The organism is Xenorhabdus lircayensis, assembly GCF_016306625.1.
Taxonomy (GTDB): domain Bacteria; phylum Pseudomonadota; class Gammaproteobacteria; order Enterobacterales; family Enterobacteriaceae; genus Xenorhabdus; species Xenorhabdus lircayensis.
The window spans coordinates 19358-43246 of the sequence record NZ_JACOII010000033.1 but is presented as its reverse complement, the minus strand read 5'-3'; the positions used below and the strand labels follow the sequence as shown (position 1 = coordinate 43246).

General features: G+C 44.0%; 21 protein-coding genes. 8 read left to right on the top strand and 13 right to left on the bottom strand.

What is annotated here, in order from left to right:
• Positions 1–108: 108 nt before the first annotated feature.
• The 4 genes from adk to H8A87_RS08435 all read left to right on the top strand — a co-directional run bounded on the left by adk (position 109) and on the right by H8A87_RS08435 (position 4714).
• Positions 109–756, top strand: a complete 648-nt coding sequence (adk, locus tag H8A87_RS08450) for an adenylate kinase (RefSeq protein WP_198689533.1) — start codon at positions 109–111, stop codon at positions 754–756.
• Between the two features lie 177 nt (positions 757–933).
• On the top strand, positions 934–1899 hold the full coding sequence (gene hemH, locus H8A87_RS08445) for a ferrochelatase (RefSeq protein ID WP_198689532.1): 966 nt from the start codon (positions 934–936) through the stop codon (positions 1897–1899).
• A gap of 165 nt (positions 1900–2064) precedes the next feature.
• Positions 2065–3168, top strand: coding sequence for an LPS O-antigen length regulator Wzz(fepE) (gene wzz(fepE) / locus H8A87_RS08440; protein ID WP_198689531.1), 1104 nt, complete (start codon positions 2065–2067; stop codon positions 3166–3168).
• Between the two features lie 235 nt (positions 3169–3403).
• Positions 3404–4714, top strand: coding sequence for an inosine/guanosine kinase (locus H8A87_RS08435; protein WP_198689530.1), 1311 nt, complete (start codon positions 3404–3406; stop codon positions 4712–4714).
• Positions 4715–4803: 89 nt separating this feature from the next.
• On the opposite strand, the gene ybaL is transcribed toward H8A87_RS08435, so the two are convergent.
• Positions 4804–6507: a YbaL family putative K(+) efflux transporter gene (gene ybaL, locus H8A87_RS08430; protein ID WP_198689529.1), complete on the bottom strand. Its 1704-nt coding sequence runs from the start codon at positions 6505–6507 to the stop codon at positions 4804–4806.
• Positions 6508–6745: 238 nt separating this feature from the next.
• Complete coding sequence (locus H8A87_RS08425; RefSeq protein ID WP_198689528.1) at positions 6746–7963, bottom strand: MFS transporter; 1218 nt, start codon at positions 7961–7963, stop codon at positions 6746–6748.
• 337 nt (positions 7964–8300) lie between these two features.
• Between H8A87_RS08425 and ushA the strand changes: the two genes are divergently transcribed.
• Positions 8301–9959, top strand: coding sequence for a bifunctional UDP-sugar hydrolase/5'-nucleotidase UshA (gene ushA / locus H8A87_RS08420; RefSeq protein WP_198689527.1), 1659 nt, complete (start codon positions 8301–8303; stop codon positions 9957–9959).
• A gap of 136 nt (positions 9960–10095) precedes the next feature.
• Here ushA and H8A87_RS08415 read toward each other — a convergent pair whose 3' ends face one another.
• From H8A87_RS08415 to copA, 5 genes are all read right to left on the bottom strand, one after another.
• On the bottom strand, positions 10096–10473 hold the full coding sequence (locus H8A87_RS08415) for an acetyltransferase (protein ID WP_232370143.1): 378 nt from the start codon (positions 10471–10473) through the stop codon (positions 10096–10098).
• 140 nt (positions 10474–10613) lie between these two features.
• Positions 10614–10781: a hypothetical protein gene (locus tag H8A87_RS08410; RefSeq protein ID WP_198689526.1), complete on the bottom strand. Its 168-nt coding sequence runs from the start codon at positions 10779–10781 to the stop codon at positions 10614–10616.
• A gap of 160 nt (positions 10782–10941) precedes the next feature.
• A complete protein-coding gene (gene ybaK / locus H8A87_RS08405) occupies positions 10942–11418 on the bottom strand; it encodes a Cys-tRNA(Pro)/Cys-tRNA(Cys) deacylase YbaK (protein WP_198689525.1) in 477 nt (158 codons plus the stop codon).
• Positions 11419–11484: 66 nt separating this feature from the next.
• Positions 11485–12297: a TraB/GumN family protein gene (locus H8A87_RS08400; RefSeq protein WP_198689602.1), complete on the bottom strand. Its 813-nt coding sequence runs from the start codon at positions 12295–12297 to the stop codon at positions 11485–11487.
• A gap of 147 nt (positions 12298–12444) precedes the next feature.
• The gene (gene copA / locus H8A87_RS08395) at positions 12445–15288 is read right to left on the bottom strand and encodes a copper-exporting P-type ATPase CopA (protein ID WP_198689524.1); all 2844 of its coding nucleotides are present in this window, start codon (positions 15286–15288) and stop codon (positions 12445–12447) included.
• Between the two features lie 79 nt (positions 15289–15367).
• Between copA and cueR the strand changes: the two genes are divergently transcribed.
• Positions 15368–15772, top strand: a complete 405-nt coding sequence (gene cueR, locus H8A87_RS08390) for a Cu(I)-responsive transcriptional regulator (RefSeq protein ID WP_198689523.1) — start codon at positions 15368–15370, stop codon at positions 15770–15772.
• Here cueR and H8A87_RS08385 read toward each other — a convergent pair.
• The 5 genes from H8A87_RS08385 to tesA all read right to left on the bottom strand — a co-directional run bounded on the left by H8A87_RS08385 (position 15763) and on the right by tesA (position 19633).
• Positions 15763–16224, bottom strand: a complete 462-nt coding sequence (locus tag H8A87_RS08385; RefSeq protein WP_198689522.1) for an NfeD family protein — start codon at positions 16222–16224, stop codon at positions 15763–15765. The two genes, cueR and H8A87_RS08385, sit on opposite strands and share 10 nt — an antisense overlap.
• Before the next feature lie 2 nt (positions 16225–16226).
• Positions 16227–17156, bottom strand: a complete 930-nt coding sequence (locus tag H8A87_RS08380) for an SPFH domain-containing protein (protein WP_198689521.1) — start codon at positions 17154–17156, stop codon at positions 16227–16229.
• A gap of 47 nt (positions 17157–17203) precedes the next feature.
• Positions 17204–18082: a co-chaperone YbbN gene (locus H8A87_RS08375; RefSeq protein ID WP_198689520.1), complete on the bottom strand. Its 879-nt coding sequence runs from the start codon at positions 18080–18082 to the stop codon at positions 17204–17206.
• A 75-nt stretch (positions 18083–18157) separates the two neighbouring features.
• Entirely contained in the window at positions 18158–18934 is a 777-nt protein-coding gene (locus H8A87_RS08370) for an SDR family oxidoreductase (RefSeq protein WP_198689519.1), read from the bottom strand.
• A gap of 66 nt (positions 18935–19000) precedes the next feature.
• Positions 19001–19633 carry a multifunctional acyl-CoA thioesterase I/protease I/lysophospholipase L1 gene (tesA, locus tag H8A87_RS08365; RefSeq protein WP_198689601.1) on the bottom strand — a complete coding sequence of 211 codons (633 nt, stop codon included), beginning with the start codon at positions 19631–19633 and terminating at the stop codon, positions 19001–19003.
• Here tesA and ybbA point away from each other — a divergent pair.
• Positions 19604–20290 (top strand): putative ABC transporter ATP-binding protein YbbA, encoded by a 687-nt coding sequence (ybbA, locus tag H8A87_RS08360; protein WP_198689518.1) that lies wholly within the window; start codon positions 19604–19606, stop codon positions 20288–20290. The genes tesA and ybbA overlap by 30 nt on opposite strands.
• Complete coding sequence (gene ybbP, locus H8A87_RS08355) at positions 20287–22719, top strand: putative ABC transporter permease subunit YbbP (RefSeq protein ID WP_198689517.1); 2433 nt, start codon at positions 20287–20289, stop codon at positions 22717–22719. The genes ybbA and ybbP overlap by 4 nt, the downstream gene beginning before the upstream one ends.
• A 70-nt stretch (positions 22720–22789) precedes the next feature.
• Here the strand turns inward: ybbP and H8A87_RS08350 are convergent, their stop codons facing one another.
• Entirely contained in the window at positions 22790–23848 is a 1059-nt protein-coding gene (locus H8A87_RS08350; RefSeq protein WP_198689516.1) for an LLM class flavin-dependent oxidoreductase, read from the bottom strand.
• Between the last annotated feature and the right edge of the window lie 41 nt (positions 23849–23889).

Sequence of the window (23889 nt, the reverse complement as noted above, 5' to 3'; positions counted from 1 at the left end):
ATGCGAAAACGTTTACCTGTTTTCTTGAGCCATCCCCCATTCAAATGGTAAGGTGGCTCGTTTTCTTTAAAAAAATACGAAAAGCAAATAAGCAAGGGGATTTACGCAATGCGTATTATTCTGCTGGGCGCGCCAGGCGCCGGTAAGGGGACTCAGGCGCAATTTATCATGGAGAAATATGGGATCCCCCAGATTTCGACAGGTGACATGCTGCGTGCCGCGGTAAAAGCTGGCACAAAGTTGGGTTTGAAAGCAAAAGAACTGATGGATGACGGCAAGCTGGTGACTGATGAGTTGGTCATTGCCTTGGTCAAAGAGCGCATCAAACAAGATGACTGCCGTAATGGCTTCTTGTTGGATGGGTTCCCACGTACCATTCCACAGGCAGATGCCATGAAAGAAGCCGATATCAAGATTGATTTAGTTCTGGAATTTGATGTTCCTGATGAAATCATTGTTGAACGTATTATTGGTCGTCGTGTGCATGCGCCATCGGGTCGTGTTTATCACATCAAATTCAACCCACCAAAAGTGGAAAACAAAGATGACGCCACTGGAGAAGAACTGACCATCCGTAAAGATGATCAGGAAGATACTGTCCGTAAACGTCTGGTTGAATACCACGCACAAACTGCACCTTTGGTTTCTTACTACCAGAAAGAAGCTCAGGCAGGTAACACAGAATACTTCAAACTTGATGGTACTCGCCAAGTCTCTGAAGTCAGCGCTGAATTAGCCTGCATTCTGGGTGAATGATTTAGCTGATTCTTGAATGGCTACATCTTGAATTATTAGAACAGGCGGTATTTGCACCGCCTGACTTTTTTTGCAGTTTACTCTACTCTATGAGAAATTCACTCCATTAAATGTTATATGTGACTATCATTCATGTTTTATACTAGGTTGTCAGTCATTTTAATGGAGCACTGAGGAATGAGTAGCAAGAAGCATGGTGTCCTATTGGTAAATCTTGGTACACCGGACTCACCAACACCAGCAGCAATAAGGCGTTATCTGGCAAAATTTCTGAGTGACAGAAGGGTGGTTGATATCTCCCCATTTATTTGGAAGCCCATATTATACGGTCTTATTCTTCCTTTTCGTTCTTCTCGTGTTGCTAAGCTTTACCAAGAAATTTGGACGGAAGAGGGTTCTCCTTTACTCGTTTATGGTCGCCGTCAGCAGAAGTTGTTGGATGAAAAGTTGGCAGATGTCCCTGTTGTCTTGGGAATGACATACGGCTCACCTTCTTTGTCTCAGGCGGTAGATAATTTACTGCAACAAGGCATTGATGATTTGATCATACTGCCACTTTATCCTCAATATTCTAGTACGACTTCGGCGGCGGTATTTGACAGTATCAGTAAAATATTGCAGGGATATCGCACAATTTCTAACCTGCATTTTATCCGTAGTTATGCCACACATCCTGCCTATATTGCGGCGTTAAAGGAAAGCATCAAGCAGAGTTTTAAAAAATATGGTCAGCCTGATCGTCTGATCCTTTCTTATCACGGTATTCCTGAGCGTCTGGCAACTATGGGGGATATTTATCCGCAGGATTGCAAGGCGACGACTGAATTGTTGATTCAGGCATTGGACTATCCGGCAGATAAAATTATGATGACATATCAGTCTCGTTTTGGACGCTTACCGTGGTTATCTCCTTATACAGACAAAACAATGGCATCATTACCAGGCCAAGGAGTCGAACATGTTCAAGTGGTATGCCCGGGATTTTCAGCGGACTGCTTGGAAACATTGGAAGAAATTAAGCAACAGAATAAAAACATCTTTTTGCATGCGGGTGGGAAAAAGTTTGAATATATCTCCGCACTTAATGATAATGAGGCACACATTTCGTTGCTTGAAAAGTTGGTAAATAATGTCATTAAATAACTCGTAGCTGCTTGTTATGGGGTATTATCTAACATGGTGAATGGCAGGTATTGATAGTTATACGATTTTTAAGGATATAGTTTTTCAATCAATGAGGACTGTGAGCGGGAGAAAAAGCTTGCATATCAATGAAAAGCAAAATTATTTGGATTGGAAATATAGATAATGAGTAATAAACCTATTAAGCACCCCGATTTTTATGAAGAGCATTCAAACTATTATCATCCAGCACAGGAAGATGAAATTGATTTGTTTGAACTATTCTCAGTACTCTTCCAATCAAAATATTTGATCATTGCAGTATCTCTTGTTTTTGCAATTATTGGTTTCGGTTCTGCATCATTTTTACCACAGAAATGGACCAGTTCAGCTGCCGTGATTAAACCGGGATTGGAAGAATTTCAGCCATTGAAAAATGCATTAACGGAATTGCACGTTCTGAATCTTGAGCCGAAAGTAACAGAGGAGTTGTTGTATAATCGTTTCATTGAAAACTATAACTCGCGTGTATTGCGTGAGGAATATTTGGTCAATACTGACTACTTTAAGACCTTGCTTGCTAAGAGTGATGATAGCTCTGAGCAGGAACAAAGAAGATTGATCGAGCAAGTTGTCAATAAAAATATCTCTGCTTCTTTACCCAAGAAAGACGATGAAGTTGATGAGTCCAAACTCTCTTTCAGTGCGGGCACTGCGAAAGAGTCTTACAATCTGTTAACTGGTTATATCAAATTTGTCTCTTCAGTTGTTCGTGATCAAGTGAAAGATGAGCTGAATGATATGGTTCATCAGAAACTGGTGTACTCGAAAAAACTGTACGAGCTCGATTTATCACGTATCGGCAACATGCGTAGTGTAGATATTGAACGATTGAAGTATGCGATTTCTATTGCTAACTCTGCGGGTATTAAAAGGCCGGTATCGAATGGTGGGGCTATGATCAAGGATGACCCGGATTATTCGATTGCGTTGGGTTCTGATGCGCTGCAACGTAAGCTCCAAATTACCGAAGAAATTACCGATCCAACTAAAATCGATGCCGATCTGCTTAACCGCCAGTTGTATATCAAAAACCTGGAAAGAGTGAACGTTGATAAGGTTGATTTCAAACCATTCAAGTTTATGCAGGAACCTTATGAACCGACATCAAAAGATTCACCTAAGCGTTTGTTGATTCTGGTTGGTGCTGGTTTTATCGGATTCATTTTGTCTGTCATGTTTGTTCTGTTGCGCCATATGGTACGTAGTCGTCAGAAACAAGAAGCTTAATATTATTTATAGATAATATGCGTTATAGCTGATGTTTTGATAGCTGATATTTCAGACAGCCGATGTTGCAATAACATCGGCTGTCTTTATTTCTGCCACTGTGTTTTTTGCTTTGCTCTGGTATTGTGTCATACCATGTATTGTGTCATACCATGTATTGTGTCATACCATGTATTGTGTCACACCATATTGTGCTAACATGCCGCATATTTTGGCTCTATAACAGCAATTAATTATGAAATTCCCGGGTAAGCGTAAATCTAAACACTATTTTCCTGTCAGTTTAAGAGATCCTCTCCTCCAACCCATCAAAGAGACGATGGACACCGAAAATAACCGAGCCTACATTGTCGGCATTGACCAAACACTGGTAGATATTGAAGCCAAAGTCGATGAGAGTTTTATCCAGCGTTATAACTTGAGCCAGGGGCATTCGCTAGTTATTGAAGATGATGTAGCTGAGGCACTTTACAAAGAACTGACAGACAATAATCTGATCAGCCACGAATTCGCGGGTGGCACCATCGGCAATACTCTACACAATTATTCCGTTCTGGCTGATGATAAATCTGTGCTGCTTGGCACTATGTGCAATAACATCCAGATAGGAAGTTATGCATATTGTTATCTTTGCAATACATCCAGCCGTATGGATTTGAATCATCTTCAGGGCGTTGATGGTTCAATTGGTCGTTGTTTTACCTTAGTGACGGAAAATGGTGAAAGAACCTTTGCTATCAGCCCGGGTTTAATGAATCAACTCCGCCCAGAAAGCATTCCGGAACATATTATTGCAGAAGCATCAGCATTGGTCATTACCGCTTATCTGGTGCGTTGTAAATCGGGTGAACCAATGCCGGAAGCAACAATGAAAGCCATCGAATATGCGAAAAAACATAATGTACCTGTTGTGCTGACATTAGGGACAAAATACGTCATCGCTGATGATCCTGAATGGTGGCGTGATTTTCTGGCTGAGAATATTTCAGTTGTAGCAATGAATGAAGATGAAGCCCATGAACTGACAGGCTTCAGTGATCCTTTGCTGGCGGCAGACATGGCGCTTAATTGGGTGGATTTGGTGTTGTGTACCGCAGGGCCTGCTGGGTTGTATATGGCGGGTTATACTGAAGAGGAATACAAGCGCCAGACATCGCATCCTTTGTTGCCAGGTGCGATCGCGGAATTTAACCGTTATGAGTTCAGCCGGGTGATGCGTAAGGTGGATTGCCAGAATCCAATGCGAGTCTATTCCCATATTGAGCCTTATATGGGGGGCCCTGAAAAAATCATGAATACTAATGGGGCTGGGGATGGCGCGTTATCGGCATTGCTGCATGATATCACTGCCAACAGTTATCATCGTATGAATGTACCTAACTCCAGCAAACATATGCGCTCTTGTTTGACTTACTCCTCTTTGGCGCAGGTATGTAAGTACGCGAACAGGGTGAGTTATCAGGTCTTGAGCCAACATTCTCCACGCTTAACCCGAGGGTTGCCGGAGAAAGAAGATAGCTTGGAAGAGTCTTATTGGGAACGTTGATACTGGTGGGTTGAAATATTGCTTTAATATTTTATTGGAATATCCCCATAAGCTGGGGATATTCCTTGATCGGCAAATTATGCTGTTGATTACGGGGTTGTTGGTGAAAGTAATGGTGGTGGCTCTATCGGGCAACTAGCCTCATATTCAGGAAGTGCATCAGCCATCGCTCTCGCTATCTCATGTTCACCAATAATAATGTGATTGCTGCCCCGCTCCGTAATATAGGTAACTTCGTCATCATAATGGGCGCGTACGATAATATCGATATCTGACCGGATTTCTCTGGTATTAGCAACAATTTCTCCGGATTCGTAGCCATTGGGGATCGTCAGGAATAACGTACAAGCACAATCGAGCCGTGCCAGGGCCATGATATCTTTATTGGCTGCGTTACCCATCACCGCACTGATACCCATTTCCCCCAATTCTTCAAACCGGGAGCGCGTGTCTTCAATGACCACCACTGGAAAGCTTTTTTCTTGTAAATGTTGACAAAGTAGACGACCAACTCGACCATAACCTACCACAATGGCATGACCACAGATATTGACGGGAATTTGGGTTTCTTCTTCCAATGTTTCTTCGAGTAATTGTTCTTCAATGGTTTCTGTTTTTTCCAAATAGCGATCCAGCAAACTGAATAGAATCGGATTCAACATAATGGAAATGATGGCTCCAGCCAGTACAAGATTACGGGCTTCCCCATCTAATAACCCCAGCGTGACGCCAAGCCCAGCCAGAATAAAGGCGAATTCACCGATTTGAGCGAGGCTGACCGAGATGGTCAAAGCTGTACGTCGTGAATGCCCAAACACTCTGACCAACAGCAAGGCTGCCAATGATTTGCCAATGATAATAATGGCAAGGGTTCCTAAAATAGCGAGAGGCTGTTGTAACAGAACGATTGGATCAAACAACATTCCAACAGAGACGAAGAAAAGAACCGCAAACGCATCCCTTAACGGTAAGGTATCTTGTGCTGCCCGATGGCTCAATTCTGACTCATTCAGCACCATACCGGCAAAGAATGCCCCGAGGGCGAATGAAGCATCAAATAGTGTTACTGCACCGTAAGCAACACCTAGTGCAATGACAAGTACGGCCAGCGTAAATAGCTCACGGGAGCCTGTACTCGCCGTTTTCGCCAGTAGCCAGGGAATGACTCGGCGTCCGACGAAAATCATCAATAAAATAAAGGCCGCAACTTTGCCAATTGTGACGGCTAGTTCGATTAATAGTTGACTAATGTTGGTATTCTGATTATCCAGAATACCCGCCGCCGCGGGGAGTAACACCAATGCCAGAACCATTGCCAAATCTTCAACAATTAACCAGCCAATGGCAATTTGTCCTCTTTGGCTATCAATGAGCTGTCGTTCTTCTAATGCCCTGAGCAATACTACCGTGCTGGCGGTGGACAGGCAAAGGCCAAATACGATACCGCTGAATAGCCCCCAGCCGAGTAGCGTAGATAATCCGACTCCCAATAAGGTTGCGACTGCAATCTGAGCAATAGCGCCTGGAATGGCGATTGATTTAACGGCTAACAAATCTTTAAGTGAAAAATGTAGACCGACACCAAACATCAATAAGATCACGCCAATTTCTGAAAGTTCTGGAGCCAGTGAAGTATCGGCAACAAAACCAGGAGTAAAAGGCCCTGCCAGTACTCCTGCTACAAGGTATCCTACCAGAGGTGAGATTTTTAGGCGCTGCGCAAGCATGCCAAGCAGATAGGCGAGAACAAAACCGCCAACAATAGTCGTGATAAGAGGTGTCGAATGCTCCATCAAGGCTCCTTCTGAGGTAGAAATATAATAAATTTTATGGTTAGGTGAGGTAATAATATATTTTATAAATAATTCAAAATAAACTTGCTGAAAAATAGACTGAGAGGTGAAAATGCGAATGATCTACATAAATGCTATTGTAATGTAATTTTATGTAGATCTTGTCATTATTTACGCTTGCTTACAAAGAAAGATAGCGTGAGGGCTATGATAGCTATCTGATGATTTTATTGGTTTTTTAAGTTTTCTTTTCTATATTTGGTAGGAATAGCGTAAAAATACCGAGAAGTGGTAGGAAGGCGCAAATTTTGTAAACCAATTCTATACTGGTTTTATCTGCGACATAGCCAAGCACTGCCGCTCCAATGCCCCCCATACCAAAGGCTAGACCAAAGAATAAACCTGCGATCATGCCTGTTTTACCAGGGATAAGTTCTTGGGCATAGACCAAGATAGCAGAAAATGCAGATGCCAATATGATGCCAATGATGACCGTCAGTATGCTTGTCCAGAATAAAGATGCATAAGGTAACAACAGGGTAAAAGGTGCCACACCGAGAATTGAGACCCATATGACATACTTACGGCCTATTTTATCTCCAATAGGCCCTCCAATTAGAGTGCCTGCTGCTACAGAAAACAGAAAAACAAACAGATGGATCTGAGCGTTTTGTACTGACAAGCCGAATTTCTGTATCAGGTAAAAGGTATAGTAGCTACTGATGCTGGTGAGATAAAAGTATTTTGAGAAAATCAGCATCAATAGAATGGCAAAAGAACGTATGACCGTTTTTTTAGGCAATCTTGGCAGAGAAACGCTGCGCAAGGATTGTGGCGTGGTGGCTCGATGCTGCATCTTATACCATTGACTGACTTGTAATAGGATCACGATTGCCAGCAATGCCGCCAGAGAAAACCAACCGATATTTCCCTTGCCGTAAGGGGCGATGAAAATAGCTGCCAGCAGCGGACCAAGCGAGCTTCCCAAATTTCCACCTACTTGAAATAAGGATTGCGCCAGCCCATGACGCCCGCCGGAAGCCATTCGGGCGACTCGTGACGATTCGGGATGAAAAACGGATGATCCAGTTCCAACTAGCGCGGCAGCTACTAATATAACAGGGAAACTTTCGGCATAGGCCAGTAGGAGCAGCCCAGATAAGGTAAAACCCATACCGATAGGTAATGAATAGGGTTGCGGATGTTTGTCTGTATATAGGCCGATGAGAGGTTGCAGAAGGGAGGCGGTTACCTGATAGGTCAGCGTTATCAATCCAACCTGAATAAAACTCAGGGTAAATTCAGATTGCAGCAGTGGATAAATCGCCAGAATCAGCGATTGAATCATATCGTTCAGCAGATGAGATAAACTGATGGCACCGAGAATCGAGAAAACCGTCCGATGTGTTTTTGGTGATGAAGCTGGCAAGGGTTTTGTGTTGCTTTGTTCACTCATGTTTATTCGCTTATCAACGTGGACTGTAGGGAGATGGTTAGTGTTGTATTTTTGTTTAATTTTTACACTTTAATACATCTTAGTTTTCTAATAAAATTTTTATGCATATCGATATAATTTGACGGCTATCCCAAAAAGGTGAAAGAAGATATTATTTAATGGCACAATTATGTAAACCTGATCAGAAAAATGCGGTAAGCGCAGCATGTCATTATTCCAGATAATTAATAGGCTTTAGCGTCGAATAGATAGGCTATTAATGGGATGGTTTGTAAATTTTCATATCGCTAATCACGGTCATATAACCAATAAAATTTAAAGAACATGGAGATACCCCATGAAATTTTCGTTTAAAACGTCAGTATGCGTCCTTGCTGTTTCTCTATCATTGACACCGCTAATTGCAACCGCTTGGGAAAAAGATAAAACCTACGATATTACAATTCTGCATACTAACGATCATCATGGTCACTTCTGGCATAACGATCATGGCGAGTATGGTTTGGCAGCGCAAAAAACGGTGGTAGACTCCATTCGTCAGGAAGTGGCTAAGAAAGGAGGTAGCGTATTGTTATTGTCTGGTGGTGACATTAACACAGGCGTACCGGAATCAGACATGCAAGATGCGGAGCCAGATTTTAAGGGCATGAATCTGGTGGGTTATGACGCAATGGCACTAGGGAACCATGAGTTCGATAAGCCTTTGAATGTGTTGAATCAGCAGCAAAAATGGGCAAATTTCCCATTTTTATCTGCCAATATTTACCAAACCAGCACGGGCAAGCGTCTATTTAAGCCTTATGTCATGTTTGATAAGCAAGGCGTGAAAATTGCGGTTCTTGGTCTAACAACTGATGATACGGTGAAAGTGGGCAATCCCGCTAATTTTCCGGATGTTGAATTCCGTGTTCCTGCTGAAGAAGCCAAAAAAGTTATTGAAGAGCTGAAAAAAAACGAAAAGCCGGATGTGATTATTGCAGCAACTCATATGGGGCACTATGACGATGAACATCATGGTACCAATGCGCCAGGAGATGTTGAAATGGCGCGTAGTTTGCCTGCGGATTATTTGAATATGATTGTGGGTGGTCATTCACAAGATCCGGTCTGTATGTCCGTAGAGAATAAGAACTATAAACAAGTGGATTATGTTCCGGGAACACCTTGCTCTCCAGATCGCCAAAATGGCACATGGATTGTTCAAGCTCACGAATGGGGAAAATATGTAGGTCGTGCTGATTTTCAATTCCGTAATGGGGAATTCAAGCTAGTTCATTACCAATTGATTCCCATCAATTTAAAGAAAAAAGTAACAAAAGAAGATGGCAGCACGGAGCGTGTTTATTATACGCATGAAATTCAGCAGAACCCTGCAGTGCTCAAATTGTTAACACCTTATCAGGATAAAGGCAGCCAGCAACTTAATATTAAAGTGGGCTCGGTAGATAATAAACTGGAAGGTGATCGTAGTAAGGTACGCTTCGTCCAAACTAATATGGCACACCTTGTGTTAGCCGCTCAGATGGAGCGAACTGACGCTGATTTTGCTGTGATGAGTGGTGGTGGCATTCGTGATTCTATTGAACCAGGAGAGATCACTTACAAAGATGTCCTGAAAGTTCATCCATTCGCTAACCAACTGGTTTATGTGGATTTCAAAGGTAGCGAAGTCTTGCCATATTTGACGGCCGTTGCAAATATGGAAAAAGACTCCGGTGCTTATGGGCAGTTCTATAATGTTAGCTTCATGGTTGATGGTAAAAATATCAGTGAAGTAAAAATTGGTGGCAAGCCATTAGATCCAAATAAAACTTATCGTATGGCGACCCTGAATTTCAATGCGATTGGAGGAGATGGTTATCCACGGGTTGATAATTTGCCTGGCTACGTTGACACTGGTTTCGTCGATGCTGAAGTGTTGAAAGGGTATATTGAAAAGCATTCTCCATTGAGCGCTTCTGATTATGAGCCGAAAGGTGAAATTGAGCATAAGTGATAGCAACTGATTAATAGATTATTGTTAGCTATCTGTATAAAAAGACCATCTGGAAAATAGATGGTCTTTTGCTTACTGTGAGCTAGGAGTGGCTATGCATAATCTAAAATAGAGATGGTTGAAACTGAATAATAATCTACTTATTAAGTAGCATGGTAATTAATGAATTTCTTTCTCCTTCTGTTGGCAGTTTTTCAAGTCCATTCTTTTCATATAAAGCGATAAGTTGTAGATTGTTCTGACATTCTAAAACTGTGATTCTTCCTCCTATTAACTCTTGTGCTTTTTCAATGGTGATATTAATTGAAAGTAAAATATCTTTAAGCTTTATTGGATTATTAGTTAATGAGAAATTCTTGGCTATCTGACCAATTAAATAAACCTTTAAAGAGTTTGCATTTTTACTAATACCATCAAGTTTTTTTATTTTCGTCTTTGAAAGGGCAAGGTTTTTTGTAGACAGCTCCTTGAATATTAATGAAAAGTAAGCCAAAATAAGCCCTTCTCTATCCAAAATTAAGTAGGTTCTTGTTGCATCTGCTTGTTCAAATCTAATTGATTTTAAATGAAAAAATTATTCTACATCACGGTTTGATGGACAGGAAAATGAAAATTCTTTTGTTCTGTCATTGCCAAAAACCGCTAGTACTTTTCCTAGAGTGAGAATTTTCGTTTTAATATCTCTATTGCCTCTCTTTGCTGTGCTTCAAAATCTATTTTTTCAAAATTGCTTTTTCGTGGTTTTCTATTAGCTTTTTTCAGCATTTTAATTGCTTTTGGATCGGTGATAACAATTTGTCGAAAGAATGATGAGGTGGCCATTTTATCCCTCTTTTATTTAAGTTGATTAAGTTAATTAAAATGGTAAATAGTGTTTTTTCGCTGTGAGGAAAGTATATCGGCATTCTTATATAGCACAAGGCCCCGTTTTAAAGAAAACAGAGCCGGCTCGAAAAAATTTAATGAGAATTGCAATCTGTTTTCAAAGCTTCGCAATATCAGCAAACGAACAACTAAGTAGTTGGCATAAATCCGAGGGGGCTAATTCAATATCCAATCCACGCTTGCCACCAGAAATAAATAGAGTTGGTAATGTTTGTGCCTGATTGTCAATAATGGTCGGGAGACGTTTTTTCTGTCCCAGCGGGCTAATGCCGCCAACTAAATAACCTGTAACTTTTTGTGCTAACTGGGGATCTGCCATATCCGCTTTCTTCGCCTTGAAAACTTTGGCAATTTTTTTCAAATCGAGTTGCCCAGAAACAGGCGTGACGGCGACAGCAAGGTTTTTGGGATCGCCATTCAATGAAACCAGCAGTGTCTTAAAGACTTGTCTGGCATCTAAACCGAGTTTTTTAACGACTTCATCACCGAAATTATGCTCATTAACATCATGTGCGTAAGGATGAAGTTTGAAATTAATTTTTTGCTTTTCCAGCAAGACAATAGCGGGGGTCATATTTTCTTCCTGTAACTATTTTTCTGTAACTATTTCCCGGTAAAAACGGGATGTGTGAATGCGTTATTATTCCTGTGGATTTACCAGCATCTGTCGTAAATTGTCCTCGCCGTGAAGATGCAAAGCGCCGACAGCCACCAGATATTTTCCTGCGGGTAAGCTGTGTAATTGCTCACTCCATTGACGATTGCGTTCAGCCATTAAGGTTTGATAAATCTCTTCGCAGAATGTCATCGGCAACATCTGATTTTGTTGCTCGGACTTGTAGTTCATCCACTCGCTAATCATAGTCTGTAAAGCACGGGCATTGGTGTGCCAATGGGTAAGCGTATCTTCCAACAGAGAAAGCCCGCCATTTGGCAGGTTGGTGAGCAAATTAACCTGCGCATCAGTGCCTTCCAATTCGAGAATAGGTTTGTGGATGTTTTTTGCGCTATTCAGTAATTGGTAATCGGTGCCATATTGAGGGTGTAATCCTAAATATTGGGCTTGGGCGGCCTGTAATATCAATGCGACTTGCCAGGATGGCAGTGAATCCAGTAGCGCAATAGGATGCTGGATCTCTCGGCAGTAATGCTGTAAGCAGTCAAAATATTCGGGAGATAAACGTTGTGATAGCGCAATCTGTTCAGGAAGCTGTTCTTTGAAAGGGGAGCCTGCCTGTGTGATATCCGCTTCGACAACAAGCGCATCAGATTGTTCCAGTTGTTCCAGTAGCACTTCAGAAAGTGGGAACATGTTTTCTGTTCCCATATGAATACTGCCAACAATGTGCAATTGCTTATCTTGTTTCAGATTAATGTCAAAAGCAGGGTAGGGGTAATGGCGTTGAGAGTTTATCCCCAATATATTGCTGAAATATGTCATCAATTTTCCCATGTTCCATACTCCACTGGTTGGCATTAATCGGTATGCTAGCATAATCTCCTGAATGCTATTTCAGGATTTATACCCTTCATCTTTCAAGCTGCTGTTTTGTTGGCTGCGCTCATTCACCCCAGTTACATAGTCAGCTATAGTTACATATTAGCTATGCTCTTGGGGATTAGTTCCTTGCTGTCGCGCTGCAACTTTAATTCTATTGGGTATAGGCTTGAAGCGTAATAACCGATTGGCATTACTGACGACAGTAATTGAGGATAATGCCATTGCTGCGCCAGCAATCACCGGATTCAGTAGTGTCCCCGTGAAAGGATATAAGATACCTGCTGCAATCGGGATACCTAACGTATTGTAGATGAATGCGCCAAACAGATTTTGTTTCATATTGCGCAGTGTGCCTTTGGATAATTCAACCGCATCAGCAACCCCGTGCAAGCTATGACGCATAAGGGTAATAGACGCAGTTTCAATGGCGATATCACTTCCCCCTCCCATCGCGATACCTACATCTGCTTGTGCCAATGCGGGCGCATCATTAATGCCATCACCGATCATCGCCACTTTCCGCCCTTCCGACTGGAGTGATTGAATGGCTGATGCTTTGCCATCAGGCAAAACACCGGCAATCACTTGATCAATTCTGGCTTCTTTAGCAATGGCATTCGCGGTCACTGGATTATCCCCCGTCAACATAACTAAGCGATAGCCTTGATGATGTAAGCGTTGCAGGGCAGAAACGGTATCTTGACGCAAGGGATCGCGGATGGAAAACAAAGCAGCGACCTTCCCATTAACTGACAGAATAACGGGAGTTATGCCTTTTTCTGCCTGTGCAGCAACCAAGGGCTTTAATTCTGCTGTCTCAATCTGATTTTGTTCAAGTAAGTTTTGGTTGCCCAATAGTAAGGTGGTATCTCCAATCTCACCCCGTATTCCCAATCCCGCTAGTGTGCGGAATTGCTCGACTTCTGGTAACTTTTGTCCTTCAACTTTCATCAAGATGGCTTTTGCCAGAGGATGATTTGAACCCCTTTCCAATGCACCAGCCCATACGAATACTTGTTCTTCGGTGAAGCCGTTAAAGGTGTGGATCTCTGTTACCTGAGGCATACCTTCTGTTAAGGTACCAGTTTTGTCGAAAACAATCGTATCCAGTTGGCTGGCTTGTTGCAGGGCATCAGCATCACGTACCAGTACACCTAATTCTGCGGCTCGTCCTACCCCAGAAATGATGGACATGGGGGTTGCTAGCCCAAGTGCGCAGGGGCAGGCGATAATCAATACTGTGGTTATGATAACTAACGCATACATAATTTGTGGCGCTGGGCCGATAAAATACCAGATCGCGCCAGCAATCAGGGCGATGGCAACGACAACAGGCACGAATATGGACGATATTTTGTCTGCCAGTTGGCCGATTTCAGGTTTACTGCTTTGTGCCTGACGTACTAATTTGATAATACGTGCCAGAGTCGTTTGGCTGCCCACTGCATTGGCCTTAAACAACACAGTTCCATCTTGAACTACAGTGCCCGCATGAACGGTATCACCGGTTGATTTTTGTTGAGGAATGGGTTCGCCGGTCAACATGGCCTCATCCAACCAGACTGTACCCTGAATAATCTCACCATCAACCGGAACACGATCTCCCGTTGTCAGGCGTAGGGTCATATTGGGTTTTACGTCGGCCAAGGGTAGTGTTTTCTCGCCTGCTGTAGTCATCACTCGTGCTGTTGGCGGTGTTAAGTCCAATAACCGCTCAAGCGCTTTCGAAGAACGCTGACGGGCGCGTTGTTCCAACGCATGGCCGAGGTTGATTAAACCAATGATCATGGCACTGGCTTCATAGTAGAGATGACGGGCTTGGGGAGGAAAAATTTCCGGCCATAAATTGACACTCATCGAATAAAGCCATGCCACGCCAGTACCCAGTGCTACCAGTGTATCCATTGTTGCACTGCCATTTTTCAGACTTTGCCACGCATTGCGATAAAAATGACCGCCTGCGAATATCATTACGGCAAGTGTTACCAGACCGATGGTTAGCCAAATAGTGTGGTTTGAAGGCGTGAGTATCATATTGTCGCCAATCATTCCCCAAATCATGACCGGCACACCAACCACTAAGGCAAGGGCAGATTGCCAGCGAAAACGACGCATATTAGCCTGTGCAACTTGTTGTTGGCGTTCACGGCGTTCTGTTTCGTCCTGAATGATTTCAGCGCCATAACCTGCTTTGATGACTGCCTCAACCAAGGCGTTTGGTGATGCGCTGCCAGTGACCAATGCGCTTCTTTCCGCGAGATTTACTCTGGCGTGCTCTACTCCATCAACGGATTGCAGTGCTTTTTGTACCTTGCTGACACAACTGGCACAGCTCATGCCATCCAGTAATAACTGAACACTGTCATCATCAATAACATTATTTTTATTGTGCTCAATCGGAATCGTTTCGCTTGAGGCCGCTTTTGCCTGAGGCTCTTTTACCAAAGACGTTTTTACCGAAGAGGAAAGTGTTGCCGCTGCCAAAGATTCCGGTGTTTGTGGGACAGGTATTGTCAGCGGCTCAGTTTTTGGGAAATTTACTCCCACCGCTAATTCTGCGTGATATCCGGCTTGTTCGACGGCATTAATTAAAGCCCCGCTCTCTGCCTTACCGTAGATTTTTGCGGTTTGGGTATCCACCTCTGTGGCGATAACATCTTCCACAGCTTCTAATGCTTTCTGTGTCTTATTTGCACATTTCATGCAATTTAAACCTGACAGCCGCAATTCAATATCGGGCTGAGTGGCAACGGTGGCTTCATAAGCTGCGGCAATAATGGCTGAAATCAATACATCAGGTGAGACATCACCGATAACTTTGGCATAATTCAGACTCACATTCGTCTGTTCAACACCGGATATTTTTTCTAGTTCTTTTTTGACTCTGCCGACACAATGCATACAAGTTAAACCTTGAAGTGCGAGAATGGTAGTTTTGGACATAACAATATCTCCTGGTACAGAGTGATATACTTATCATTAAGGCTAAACCTTCCTGCAAGGGGAAGGTCAAGGGGAAATTATGAATATTAGTGAAATTGCCCAAAAGACCGGTTTAACGAGCAAGGCGATCCGGTTTTATGAAGAAAAAGATCTGATCACCGCCCCAGAGCGGGGAGATAATGGCTATCGCTATTACCAGCAAAAGCACATTGATGAGCTGATACTCTTGCGTCAGGCGAAAGAAGTGGGATTTACGCTGGAGGAATGTCGCGAGTTATTGCGCTTATTTCGCAATCCCAGTCGTCACAGCGCAGATGTAAAAACAGCGACTCTACAAAAAGTGGCAGAAATAGAAAAGACGATTGTGGAGTTGCAAAAGATAAAGGAAAAATTGCTAGCATTGTCGGCTGTATGTCCGGGAGATGATGGGGCAGATTGCCCCATCATTGAGCACTTATCTGGCTGCTATATGCATCACGACTGAGGGGGAATGGGTTTCACCTTCAACGTGATGCCGTCAACGGCGATGACTTCAACTTCGGCATTGGCAAGAAGTTCGTGGTCACAGTGAACGCGCCAACTGCCATCAGCCAGTTTGACTCGCCCATAACCGTTTTCGGTATCCGTAATTAAACGGGTGCGAAGCCCAATCAACTGGTGATTTTTCTGATTGAGGATCTTATCACTAGTCTGGCGCGGGCGGTGGCGTAGCCAACTACGCCATGCAATAACAGAAACCAAGGTCAGAACAGCAAACAGAATGCCTTGCAGTTCCCAGCTCATATTAGGGAAAATCCAAGTGATCAAGGCAACAACAACGGCTGCTGTTCCTGTCCACAACAGATATCCGCCCGTCCCCAGCAGTTCTGCAATCAAAAGCAGGCCACCAAAACAGAGCCAGAACCAAGTCGGCTGGGTGGCGATCTGTTCAATCATGGCTATTTATCCTGTTTGCTCTTCTTACTTTCGCCAATTAATTCAGCAATACCACCGATAGCTCCCATTAAATTGCTGGCCTCCAGTGGCATCATGATAACTTTGCTGTTATTTGCTGCACCAATGTTGGTGAGGGCATCAGTATATCTTTGGGCGATGAAGTAGTTAATCGCCTGCATATCACCATCAGCGATGGCATCAGAAACCATTTTAGTTGCACGTGCTTCTGCTTCTGCGGCACGTTCACGGGCTTCTGCTTGAAGAAAGGCTGACTGACGTTCACCTTCTGCTTTCAGGATCTGTGACTGTTTTTCCCCTTCTGCTTTCAGAATGGCAGCCTGACGAATACCTTCCGCTTCAAGAATATCTGCACGCTTGGTACGTTCCGCCTTCATCTGAGCGTTCATCGCAGAGATCAACTCCTTAGGTGGACGCACATCGCGGATCTCAATACGAGTGATTTTGACTCCCCAAGGGTTGGTGGCTTCATCGACAATTGTCAGCAGGCGGCTGTTGATGGAATCACGCTGAGACAACATTTCGTCCAGTTCCATTGAACCCAGTACGGTACGGAAGTTAGTCATGGTCAGGTTAATGATGGACAATTCCAGATTACTGACTTCATAGGCAGCACGTACTGGATCGACAACCTGAATAAAACAGACGGCATCAATGGTCACATTGGCGTTATCGCGGGAAATGACTTCTTGCGATGGGATATCCAGTACCTGCTCCATCATGTTGATTCTACGTCCAATCTTATCAACAAATGGCATGATGATATGTAGGCCTGGAGTCAAAGTGCGGGTATAGCGCCCAAAACGTTCAACGGTCGATTGATAGCCTTGCGGAATGGTCTTCACACAGGTAAAGACGATAACGACAGCAATAATGATTAGGATCGGTACAGCACCAAAAGAGAGTAAATCCATAACAATTCCCTTATTATCCAATTATAAAATACATAAATGTTTTTTACTTAATAGAGTAAAGAGTATACATGACGACGGTATTTAGATGCTAGCCCATCTCCGGTTCCCAGTGTGAAGATAATATCCATCATCGTTTTTTTCACTGCGCCATCGGCCGCGGCGAGATCTTTTTTCAGAAAACCGAACAGCAATTCGAGAGCTTCTTCATTACGACCAACTTCGTGTAATTTTGAGGCAAGTTGAATAGCCAGTTCTGCATTTTCTGGTTGAGTTGCCAGCTCTTGCTGAAGTTGTCGAATCTCAGGTGAATCAGCCGCTTCTTTCTGGGAGTTAATGTGTTCAAGTAACTCATTATAGAGTTCGTCTTGCTCTTCCGATGGAATGGTATCCAATATTTTTTGAGCGTCTTCAAGGTGATTGAGCGAAAGATTAACTTGGGCCAACAATAAGGCAATATCCGTTTCTTGAGGATTTTCCTGATGAATTTCTTTCAGTAAAGGCAACGCATCCTGATTATTGCCTTCTGCAAGCAGATCATTCACTTGCTCTAATGGTGATTTTTCCTCTTGAGTGAGGAGTTGGGAAAAAATCTGTCTGATGGTTTCATCTGTTTGGATGCCTTCAAAACCCTGGACGGGACGAGCCTCTTTCACAAACAGTACGGTAGGCAAGCCACGTACGCCAAACTGTGCAGCAAGATGAGAGAATTGGTCACAATTGACTTTAGCCAGAGCAAATTGTCCTGCATATTCATGTGCTATTTTATCAAGAGTTGCTTCCAATTCATGGCAATGTAAATTCTGTGAAGACCAGAAGTAGAATACGACGAGCTGAGTGAGTGAGTACTGAACGACTTGAGCAATATTCGATTCATCAATATTAATGATATGAGCGGTATTACTGTTTGCATTCACTGTGGATTCCATGGGCGTTCCTCTCTTGTTCTTTGTAAGGCGATTACATGAATAAATAAGACTCGTCTGTACGTTTTTCAATGTTCATTAGTGTTGCCAGCGCACGATTTTATCGAACCATTTTTCGGGGAGTATACGGCGCATCACTTTTACTGCATAAGTCAATAATGTAACAGAATAACGTAATTTAGGATTGGGGCTTTCCAGCGCATGAACCAGTTTAGCAACGACATCTTCAGGCATAAGTGTGAAACGACGAGTAAGGCTTGAGTTCTCGACAGGATGATCCCGCTGTGTTTGATTCACATTTTCTGTAAAACGTGTATTGATTGGGCCAGGTTCTATCAGACTGACTTTAATACCTGTTTTGGCAAGCTCCCCCCGCAAGGTATCTGACCATGCTTCGAGGGCATATTTACTGGCTGCGTATGCTCCACGGCCTGGTGTAGAGAGTAATCCCATAACAGAACTGGTTTGGACAATCCGCCCTTCGCCATAAGCGCGTATGGCTGGCAGTAGCAGACAGGTTAGTTGATGAGTACCAAAGAAATTGGTGGAAAACTGTTTTTCCATCTGTTCGCGGGAAATACTGTCCAATGGGCCATAAACACCAAATCCGGCATTATTGAACAGCCCGAACAAACGACCATCGGTTAATTCAATCACAGTCTTAGCTGCGTGCTCAACACTTTCTTTATCATCTAAATCCAATCCAATGGGCTCAAATCCCAGCTCTCGCATATGCACCAAATCGGCAGGTTTACGGCAAGCTGCGAGTACGCGGTAACCACGTTGATGGAGTGTTTTGGCTGCGACTAATCCTATCCCGCTAGAACACCCAGTAATAAGAATCGCTTTTTGCATAAATTTACCTGTTTATTTGCATCAATTCATGGAAATAAATGATTTACTATGAATGAATATTTTTACTTAAGAGTGGTTGATGTATACCGACAGTTTATTGGACATCCAATCAGCAATAAAGGGCTGCGCGGCTTGATTGGGATGCAACCCATCATCTTGCATCCATTCTGGCTTGATAGCAATGTGCTCCATGAAAAATGGCAGCAGAGGAATTTGGTTGCGTTCAGACAGCGCAGGATAAATTTTCGCAAAGGATTCGGTATAGCGTTTTCCATAATTGGGTGAAATACGGATTTGCATTAACAAAGGTTGTGCACCGGCTTGTTTGACCAAGGTAATGCTCTGTTGCAAATCTTGTTCTATGTTTTGAATAGGAAAACCACGCAGTCCATCATTCGCGCCAAGCTCTATCAGAACCCACTTTGGATTGTGCTGTTTCAACAACTCAGGCAGACGTTCAAGAGCCTGTGCTGCGGTATTGCCGCTGATACTGCCGTTAACGACGGCTGTTTTTTTGCCGGCTTGTTGCCATTGTTTCGCTACCAGCGCAGGCCATGACTGCTCAACGGGCAGGCGGTATCCGGCACTGAGGCTATCACCCAATATAAGCAGGGTATCAGCCGCAGCCGCTCTGGCGCTGCATAGCACCAACAATAAAAGGAAAAATACATGGCTGTAGAAAGTATTCTTGAAGTTCATCATCTCATTAAACATGTCGGTCAAGGGGAACAGGTAATTAATATATTGCAAGGTGTTGAGTTGGTTGTCGAGCCAGCGCAGACAATTGCTTTGATTGGTGAGTCAGGATCAGGAAAGTCAACGCTTTTGGGAATTATTGCGGGATTGGACGATGGCAGCGGGGGGGACGTCCATTTGTTGGGGCAGAATATCAGTCGCATGAATGAAGAGCAGCGGGCGCAGTTGCGAGCAGAAAATGTGGGTTTTGTTTTCCAATCCTTTATGTTGATCCCCACCTTGAATGCATTGGAGAATGTCCAGCTTCCGGCACTGTTACGTGGCGAATCGGAAAATCAAAGCCGTCAGCAGGCCATTGAATTACTCGAACAATTGGGATTGGGAAAACGCCTGAAACATATGCCAGCCCAACTTTCGGGCGGAGAACAGCAGCGGGTGGCGTTGGCCCGGGCATTTTGCACCCGTCCAAAAATCCTGTTTGCTGATGAACCAACGGGCAATCTTGATCGCCAGACGGGTGATCGCATCGCTGATTTACTATTTTCCCTCAATTATGATTACGCCACTACCTTGATTTTGGTAACTCATGACAGCCAACTGGCTGCCCGCTGCCAGCGCCGTTTACGTCTGGTGGATGGACAATTGCGGGAGGAAGCATGATTTGGCGCTGGTTTTGGCGTGAGTGGCGTACACCGTCTCTCTTAATTGTCTGGTTATCTCTGACATTGGCAGTGGCTTGTGTGCTGGCATTAGGGCGTATCAGTGATCGTATTGATCAGAGTGTGCATTACCAAAGCCGTGACTTTCTGGCGGGTGATCTCGTCTTAAGGGCGTCATACCCCGTTGATGAAAATTGGTTGAAAAGTTCACAGGAACACGGGTTGGCATTGAGTCGCCAGATCTCATTTTCGACCATGACTTATGCGGGAGATATTCCTCAATTAGCTCAAGTGAAAGCGGTAGATGATCGTTATCCGTTGTATGGAGAACTGGAAACCAACCCACGAGGATTAAAACCGGAAAAAGGTTCTGTGCTGGTGGCTCCGCGGTTGCTGACTTTATTGGGAGTCAAGGTTGGGGATAGTCTTGACGTGGGAGATACCACGTTAAAGATTAGTGGTGAATTGCTGCAAGAACCTGATAGCGGTTTCAATCCATTCCAGATTTCTCCCCGAATTTTAATCAACATTGATGATGCTAAGGCAACGGGGGCGATCCAACCGGGCAGCCGTTTGACTTATCGCTATATGTTCGCGGGTTCTCCAACAGCGATCCAATCATTCCAGCAATTCATTGATCCACAATTAAAAGTTGATCAACGTTGGCTGACACTGAAACAGGATAATAGCGTACTGGCGCAATCTATTGAGCGTGCCCAGCAATTTTTACTGTTGTCGGCTTTGCTGACACTGTTGCTTGCTGTGGCTGCGATGGCCGTTTCCATGGCGCACTATTGCCGCAGCCGACACAATCTGATTGCTATCCTGAAAACGTTGGGAGCAGGGCGCTGGGCTTTGCGTCAGTGGATTATTGGACAATGGTTGGTGATATTGTTTGCCGCCATTGTAGTAGGTTCTATTTTAGGCTTGGTTTTTGAATCTGCATTGATTCGGATTTTAGCCGGGATGTTGCCTAAAATGTTACCGACAGCGGGTATGTGGCCGTGGGTATGGGCGATGGGTTCCCTCTTCGGTATTGCTTTGCTGGTGGGAATTCGTCCCTATCGTCAATTAATGGCTACTCAGCCTTCACGGGTATTGAGAAGTGACGTAACTGCGGCTATTTGGCCATTGCGTTACTACCTGCCTGCGGTGGCATTGATTGTGACAGGGGGATTGGTATTACTGGCAGGCACGAAACCGCTGTTATGGTCATTGCTGGCGGGAGTGCCGATTGTCGCTCTGTTGTTGGCACTATTGGGATGGGGCGGTTTATGGTTGCTGCGCCGCGTGACATTTCGTCAGTTAAGTTTGCGTTTGGCAGTTAATCGCTTGCTATGTCGTCCATTTCAAACCATGACACAATTGGCGGCATTTTCTCTGTCATTCATGCTATTGGCCTTGCTTGTTATGGTAAGGGGCGATTTATTGAGTCGATGGCAGCAGCAATTGCCGCCCGATAGCCCGAATTATTTCCTGATAAACATCACTCAACCGCAAACTGCTCAAGTTAATGACTTGCTGGCTAAATATCAGGTGAAACCCACCGAATTTTATCCAATTGTGCTGGCGCGCTTGACGGAAGTGAATGGACAATCGGCGATTGTATGGGCTGATGAAAGACACCCCAATAGTACGACGGTGCGTCGTGAACTGAACTTAACATGGAAAACAGACCTGCCACCTTTTAATACCCTCATTGAGGGAACATGGCCGCCGAAGCCGAATGAAGTTTCCATGGAACAGGGAGTGGCGGAACGATTGCAAATTAACGTGGGTGATCAACTGACATTTACGGGTAATACTCGAACGTTCCATGCCACGGTAAGCAGTATTCGTAAAGTGGATTGGGAGAGTGTGAACCCGAACTTCATTTTTATCTTTGCTAAAGAGACGTTGGAAAATCAGCCTGGAATGTGGCTGACCAGCTTTCATTATGAAGGCGATGGGCGGCTGCTGACGGAAATTAATCGCCATTTCCCGACCATCAGCATGTTGGATATTGGTTCGATAATTAAGCAGGTACAAGGTATTTTGCAGCAAGTCAGCAAAGCGTTGGAAATCATGGTTGTTTTGGTGATGATTTGTGGTGGATTGCTGTTATTGGCACAAATTCAGGTCGGTATGAGCCAGCGTCAGCTTGAATTGGTGGTATACCGCATATTGGGCGCGAGCAAAAAACTACTGCGTCGCACATTGTGGAGTGAATTTGCGTTGCTTGGTTTTATGGCGGGTTTGGCGGCGGCATTTGGTGCAGAAATCGCACTTTGGTTGTTGCAGACTCAGGTCTTTGATTTTCCGTGGCAACCACAATGGCAGATGTGGCTTCTGCTTCCCATCATCAGTAGCTTACTGCTTTCATTATGTGGTGGTTGGTTGGGAATTCGGTTATTGCGTGGCAAAGGGCAGTACCGACGTTTGCCAGAGTAAAATAAAACCTAGCCGAAATGGGGAGGCATTGCACAAGGTGCTCCCCATTATTTAAGGTGACGGCTTGATTTTATCCGACAAATTCTTCTCTTAATTTGGGCAGGATCTGATCACCAAAAACCGTTAATCCCTTTATATAATCGGGGAAGATCAACATCACGCCATCCAATTCACAAGTGCGCATTAAATCTGCCAGTTGTTTGTAGCAAGTATCTGGCGTACCGATGGCGGTATGGGTCATAAAGGCATTTTGGGAGCGCCCAACCATCGCATTGCTTTTTCCATCCATATCGACGCCGAAACTGTGCATCATATTTTTGACGGCTTCTACATCCAAACTTTGACGGTAGAATTGGGCGAGAGTTTCAGCATAGGCATCTGTTTCAGCGCAAATGACAGTACACATGCAGAATGTTTTGGTTGTTGTATTGTACTCAGCAGCGATACGTTTGGCGGTTAAACTGATGTTGCGGGTTTCAGCCTCATCCTTACCACTGATAAAACAAACATCGGTATAGCGTACACTGAAACGCAGCCCTTGATCGGACTGGCCTGCACAAACTAGGTAAGGTCGAGGAAATGAAAGAGGCTTAGGTTCAGAAACGCACTGTTTTAAATGAAAGTAAGTGCCTTCATGATCAACTTGTTTTTCACACCAAAGTCGTTTGATCAGCTGAGTCCACTCTTCAGTCATGGCATAGCGCTGGTCATGATCCAGGCTGCCATCCCATTCACCCATTTGCTCAAACTCATCTCGGAATGAACCGGAAACAATATTCAGGCCAGCACGCCCCCGACTAATATGATCCAGCGTAGCGATCATTTTGGCCGTGACTGCCGGATTGTGTAACCCAGCATGAACAGTTGCGATCAGTTTTGCGTGGTGAGTGACTTCAGCAATGCCGGCCATCATCGTGACGGATTCGAGCGAGCTGCCCCAATGATCTGTTTCACCACCAAACCCGCTCCATTTACCCATAGACATAATGAAATCAAGGCCAATCTGGTCAGCCAGAATGGCAGCCTCACGGTTTTGTTTATAAGATGAATCCAGTGGTGGCGTGTTTTTGGAGATGATCCACCCACCTTTGGCGATGGGTAGAAATACACCGAACTCTTTCTTTGACATCACTATTTCCTTGTTTGTACGTTGTTTTAGTTCATTTTTAT

What these genes read in the sequence shown, in the direction of transcription:
- H8A87_RS08435 (WP_198689530.1), top strand. Translation starts at nt 3,404, where the DNA reads ATGAAATTCCCGGGTAAGCGTAAATCTAAACACTATTTTCCTGTCAGT.
- H8A87_RS08350 (WP_198689516.1), bottom strand. Translation starts at nt 23,848, where the DNA reads ATGTCAAAGAAAGAGTTCGGTGTATTTCTACCCATCGCCAAAGGTGGG.
- H8A87_RS08380 (WP_198689521.1), bottom strand. Translation starts at nt 17,156, where the DNA reads ATGGATTTACTCTCTTTTGGTGCTGTACCGATCCTAATCATTATTGCT.
- ybaK (WP_198689525.1), bottom strand. Translation starts at nt 11,418, where the DNA reads ATGACCCCCGCTATTGTCTTGCTGGAAAAGCAAAAAATTAATTTCAAA.
- adk (WP_198689533.1), top strand. Translation starts at nt 109, where the DNA reads ATGCGTATTATTCTGCTGGGCGCGCCAGGCGCCGGTAAGGGGACTCAG.
- H8A87_RS08425 (WP_198689528.1), bottom strand. Translation starts at nt 7,963, where the DNA reads ATGAGTGAACAAAGCAACACAAAACCCTTGCCAGCTTCATCACCAAAA.
- ybbP (WP_198689517.1), top strand. Translation starts at nt 20,287, where the DNA reads ATGATTTGGCGCTGGTTTTGGCGTGAGTGGCGTACACCGTCTCTCTTA.
- H8A87_RS08410 (WP_198689526.1), bottom strand. Translation starts at nt 10,781, where the DNA reads ATGGCCACCTCATCATTCTTTCGACAAATTGTTATCACCGATCCAAAA.
- H8A87_RS08370 (WP_198689519.1), bottom strand. Translation starts at nt 18,934, where the DNA reads ATGCAAAAAGCGATTCTTATTACTGGGTGTTCTAGCGGGATAGGATTA.
- ybaL (WP_198689529.1), bottom strand. Translation starts at nt 6,507, where the DNA reads ATGGAGCATTCGACACCTCTTATCACGACTATTGTTGGCGGTTTTGTT.
- ybbA (WP_198689518.1), top strand. Translation starts at nt 19,604, where the DNA reads ATGGCTGTAGAAAGTATTCTTGAAGTTCATCATCTCATTAAACATGTC.
- copA (WP_198689524.1), bottom strand. Translation starts at nt 15,288, where the DNA reads ATGTCCAAAACTACCATTCTCGCACTTCAAGGTTTAACTTGTATGCAT.
- H8A87_RS08400 (WP_198689602.1), bottom strand. Translation starts at nt 12,297, where the DNA reads ATGGGAAAATTGATGACATATTTCAGCAATATATTGGGGATAAACTCT.
- tesA (WP_198689601.1), bottom strand. Translation starts at nt 19,633, where the DNA reads ATGAACTTCAAGAATACTTTCTACAGCCATGTATTTTTCCTTTTATTG.
- hemH (WP_198689532.1), top strand. Translation starts at nt 934, where the DNA reads ATGAGTAGCAAGAAGCATGGTGTCCTATTGGTAAATCTTGGTACACCG.
- cueR (WP_198689523.1), top strand. Translation starts at nt 15,368, where the DNA reads ATGAATATTAGTGAAATTGCCCAAAAGACCGGTTTAACGAGCAAGGCG.
- ushA (WP_198689527.1), top strand. Translation starts at nt 8,301, where the DNA reads ATGAAATTTTCGTTTAAAACGTCAGTATGCGTCCTTGCTGTTTCTCTA.
- H8A87_RS08385 (WP_198689522.1), bottom strand. Translation starts at nt 16,224, where the DNA reads ATGATTGAACAGATCGCCACCCAGCCGACTTGGTTCTGGCTCTGTTTT.
- H8A87_RS08375 (WP_198689520.1), bottom strand. Translation starts at nt 18,082, where the DNA reads ATGGAATCCACAGTGAATGCAAACAGTAATACCGCTCATATCATTAAT.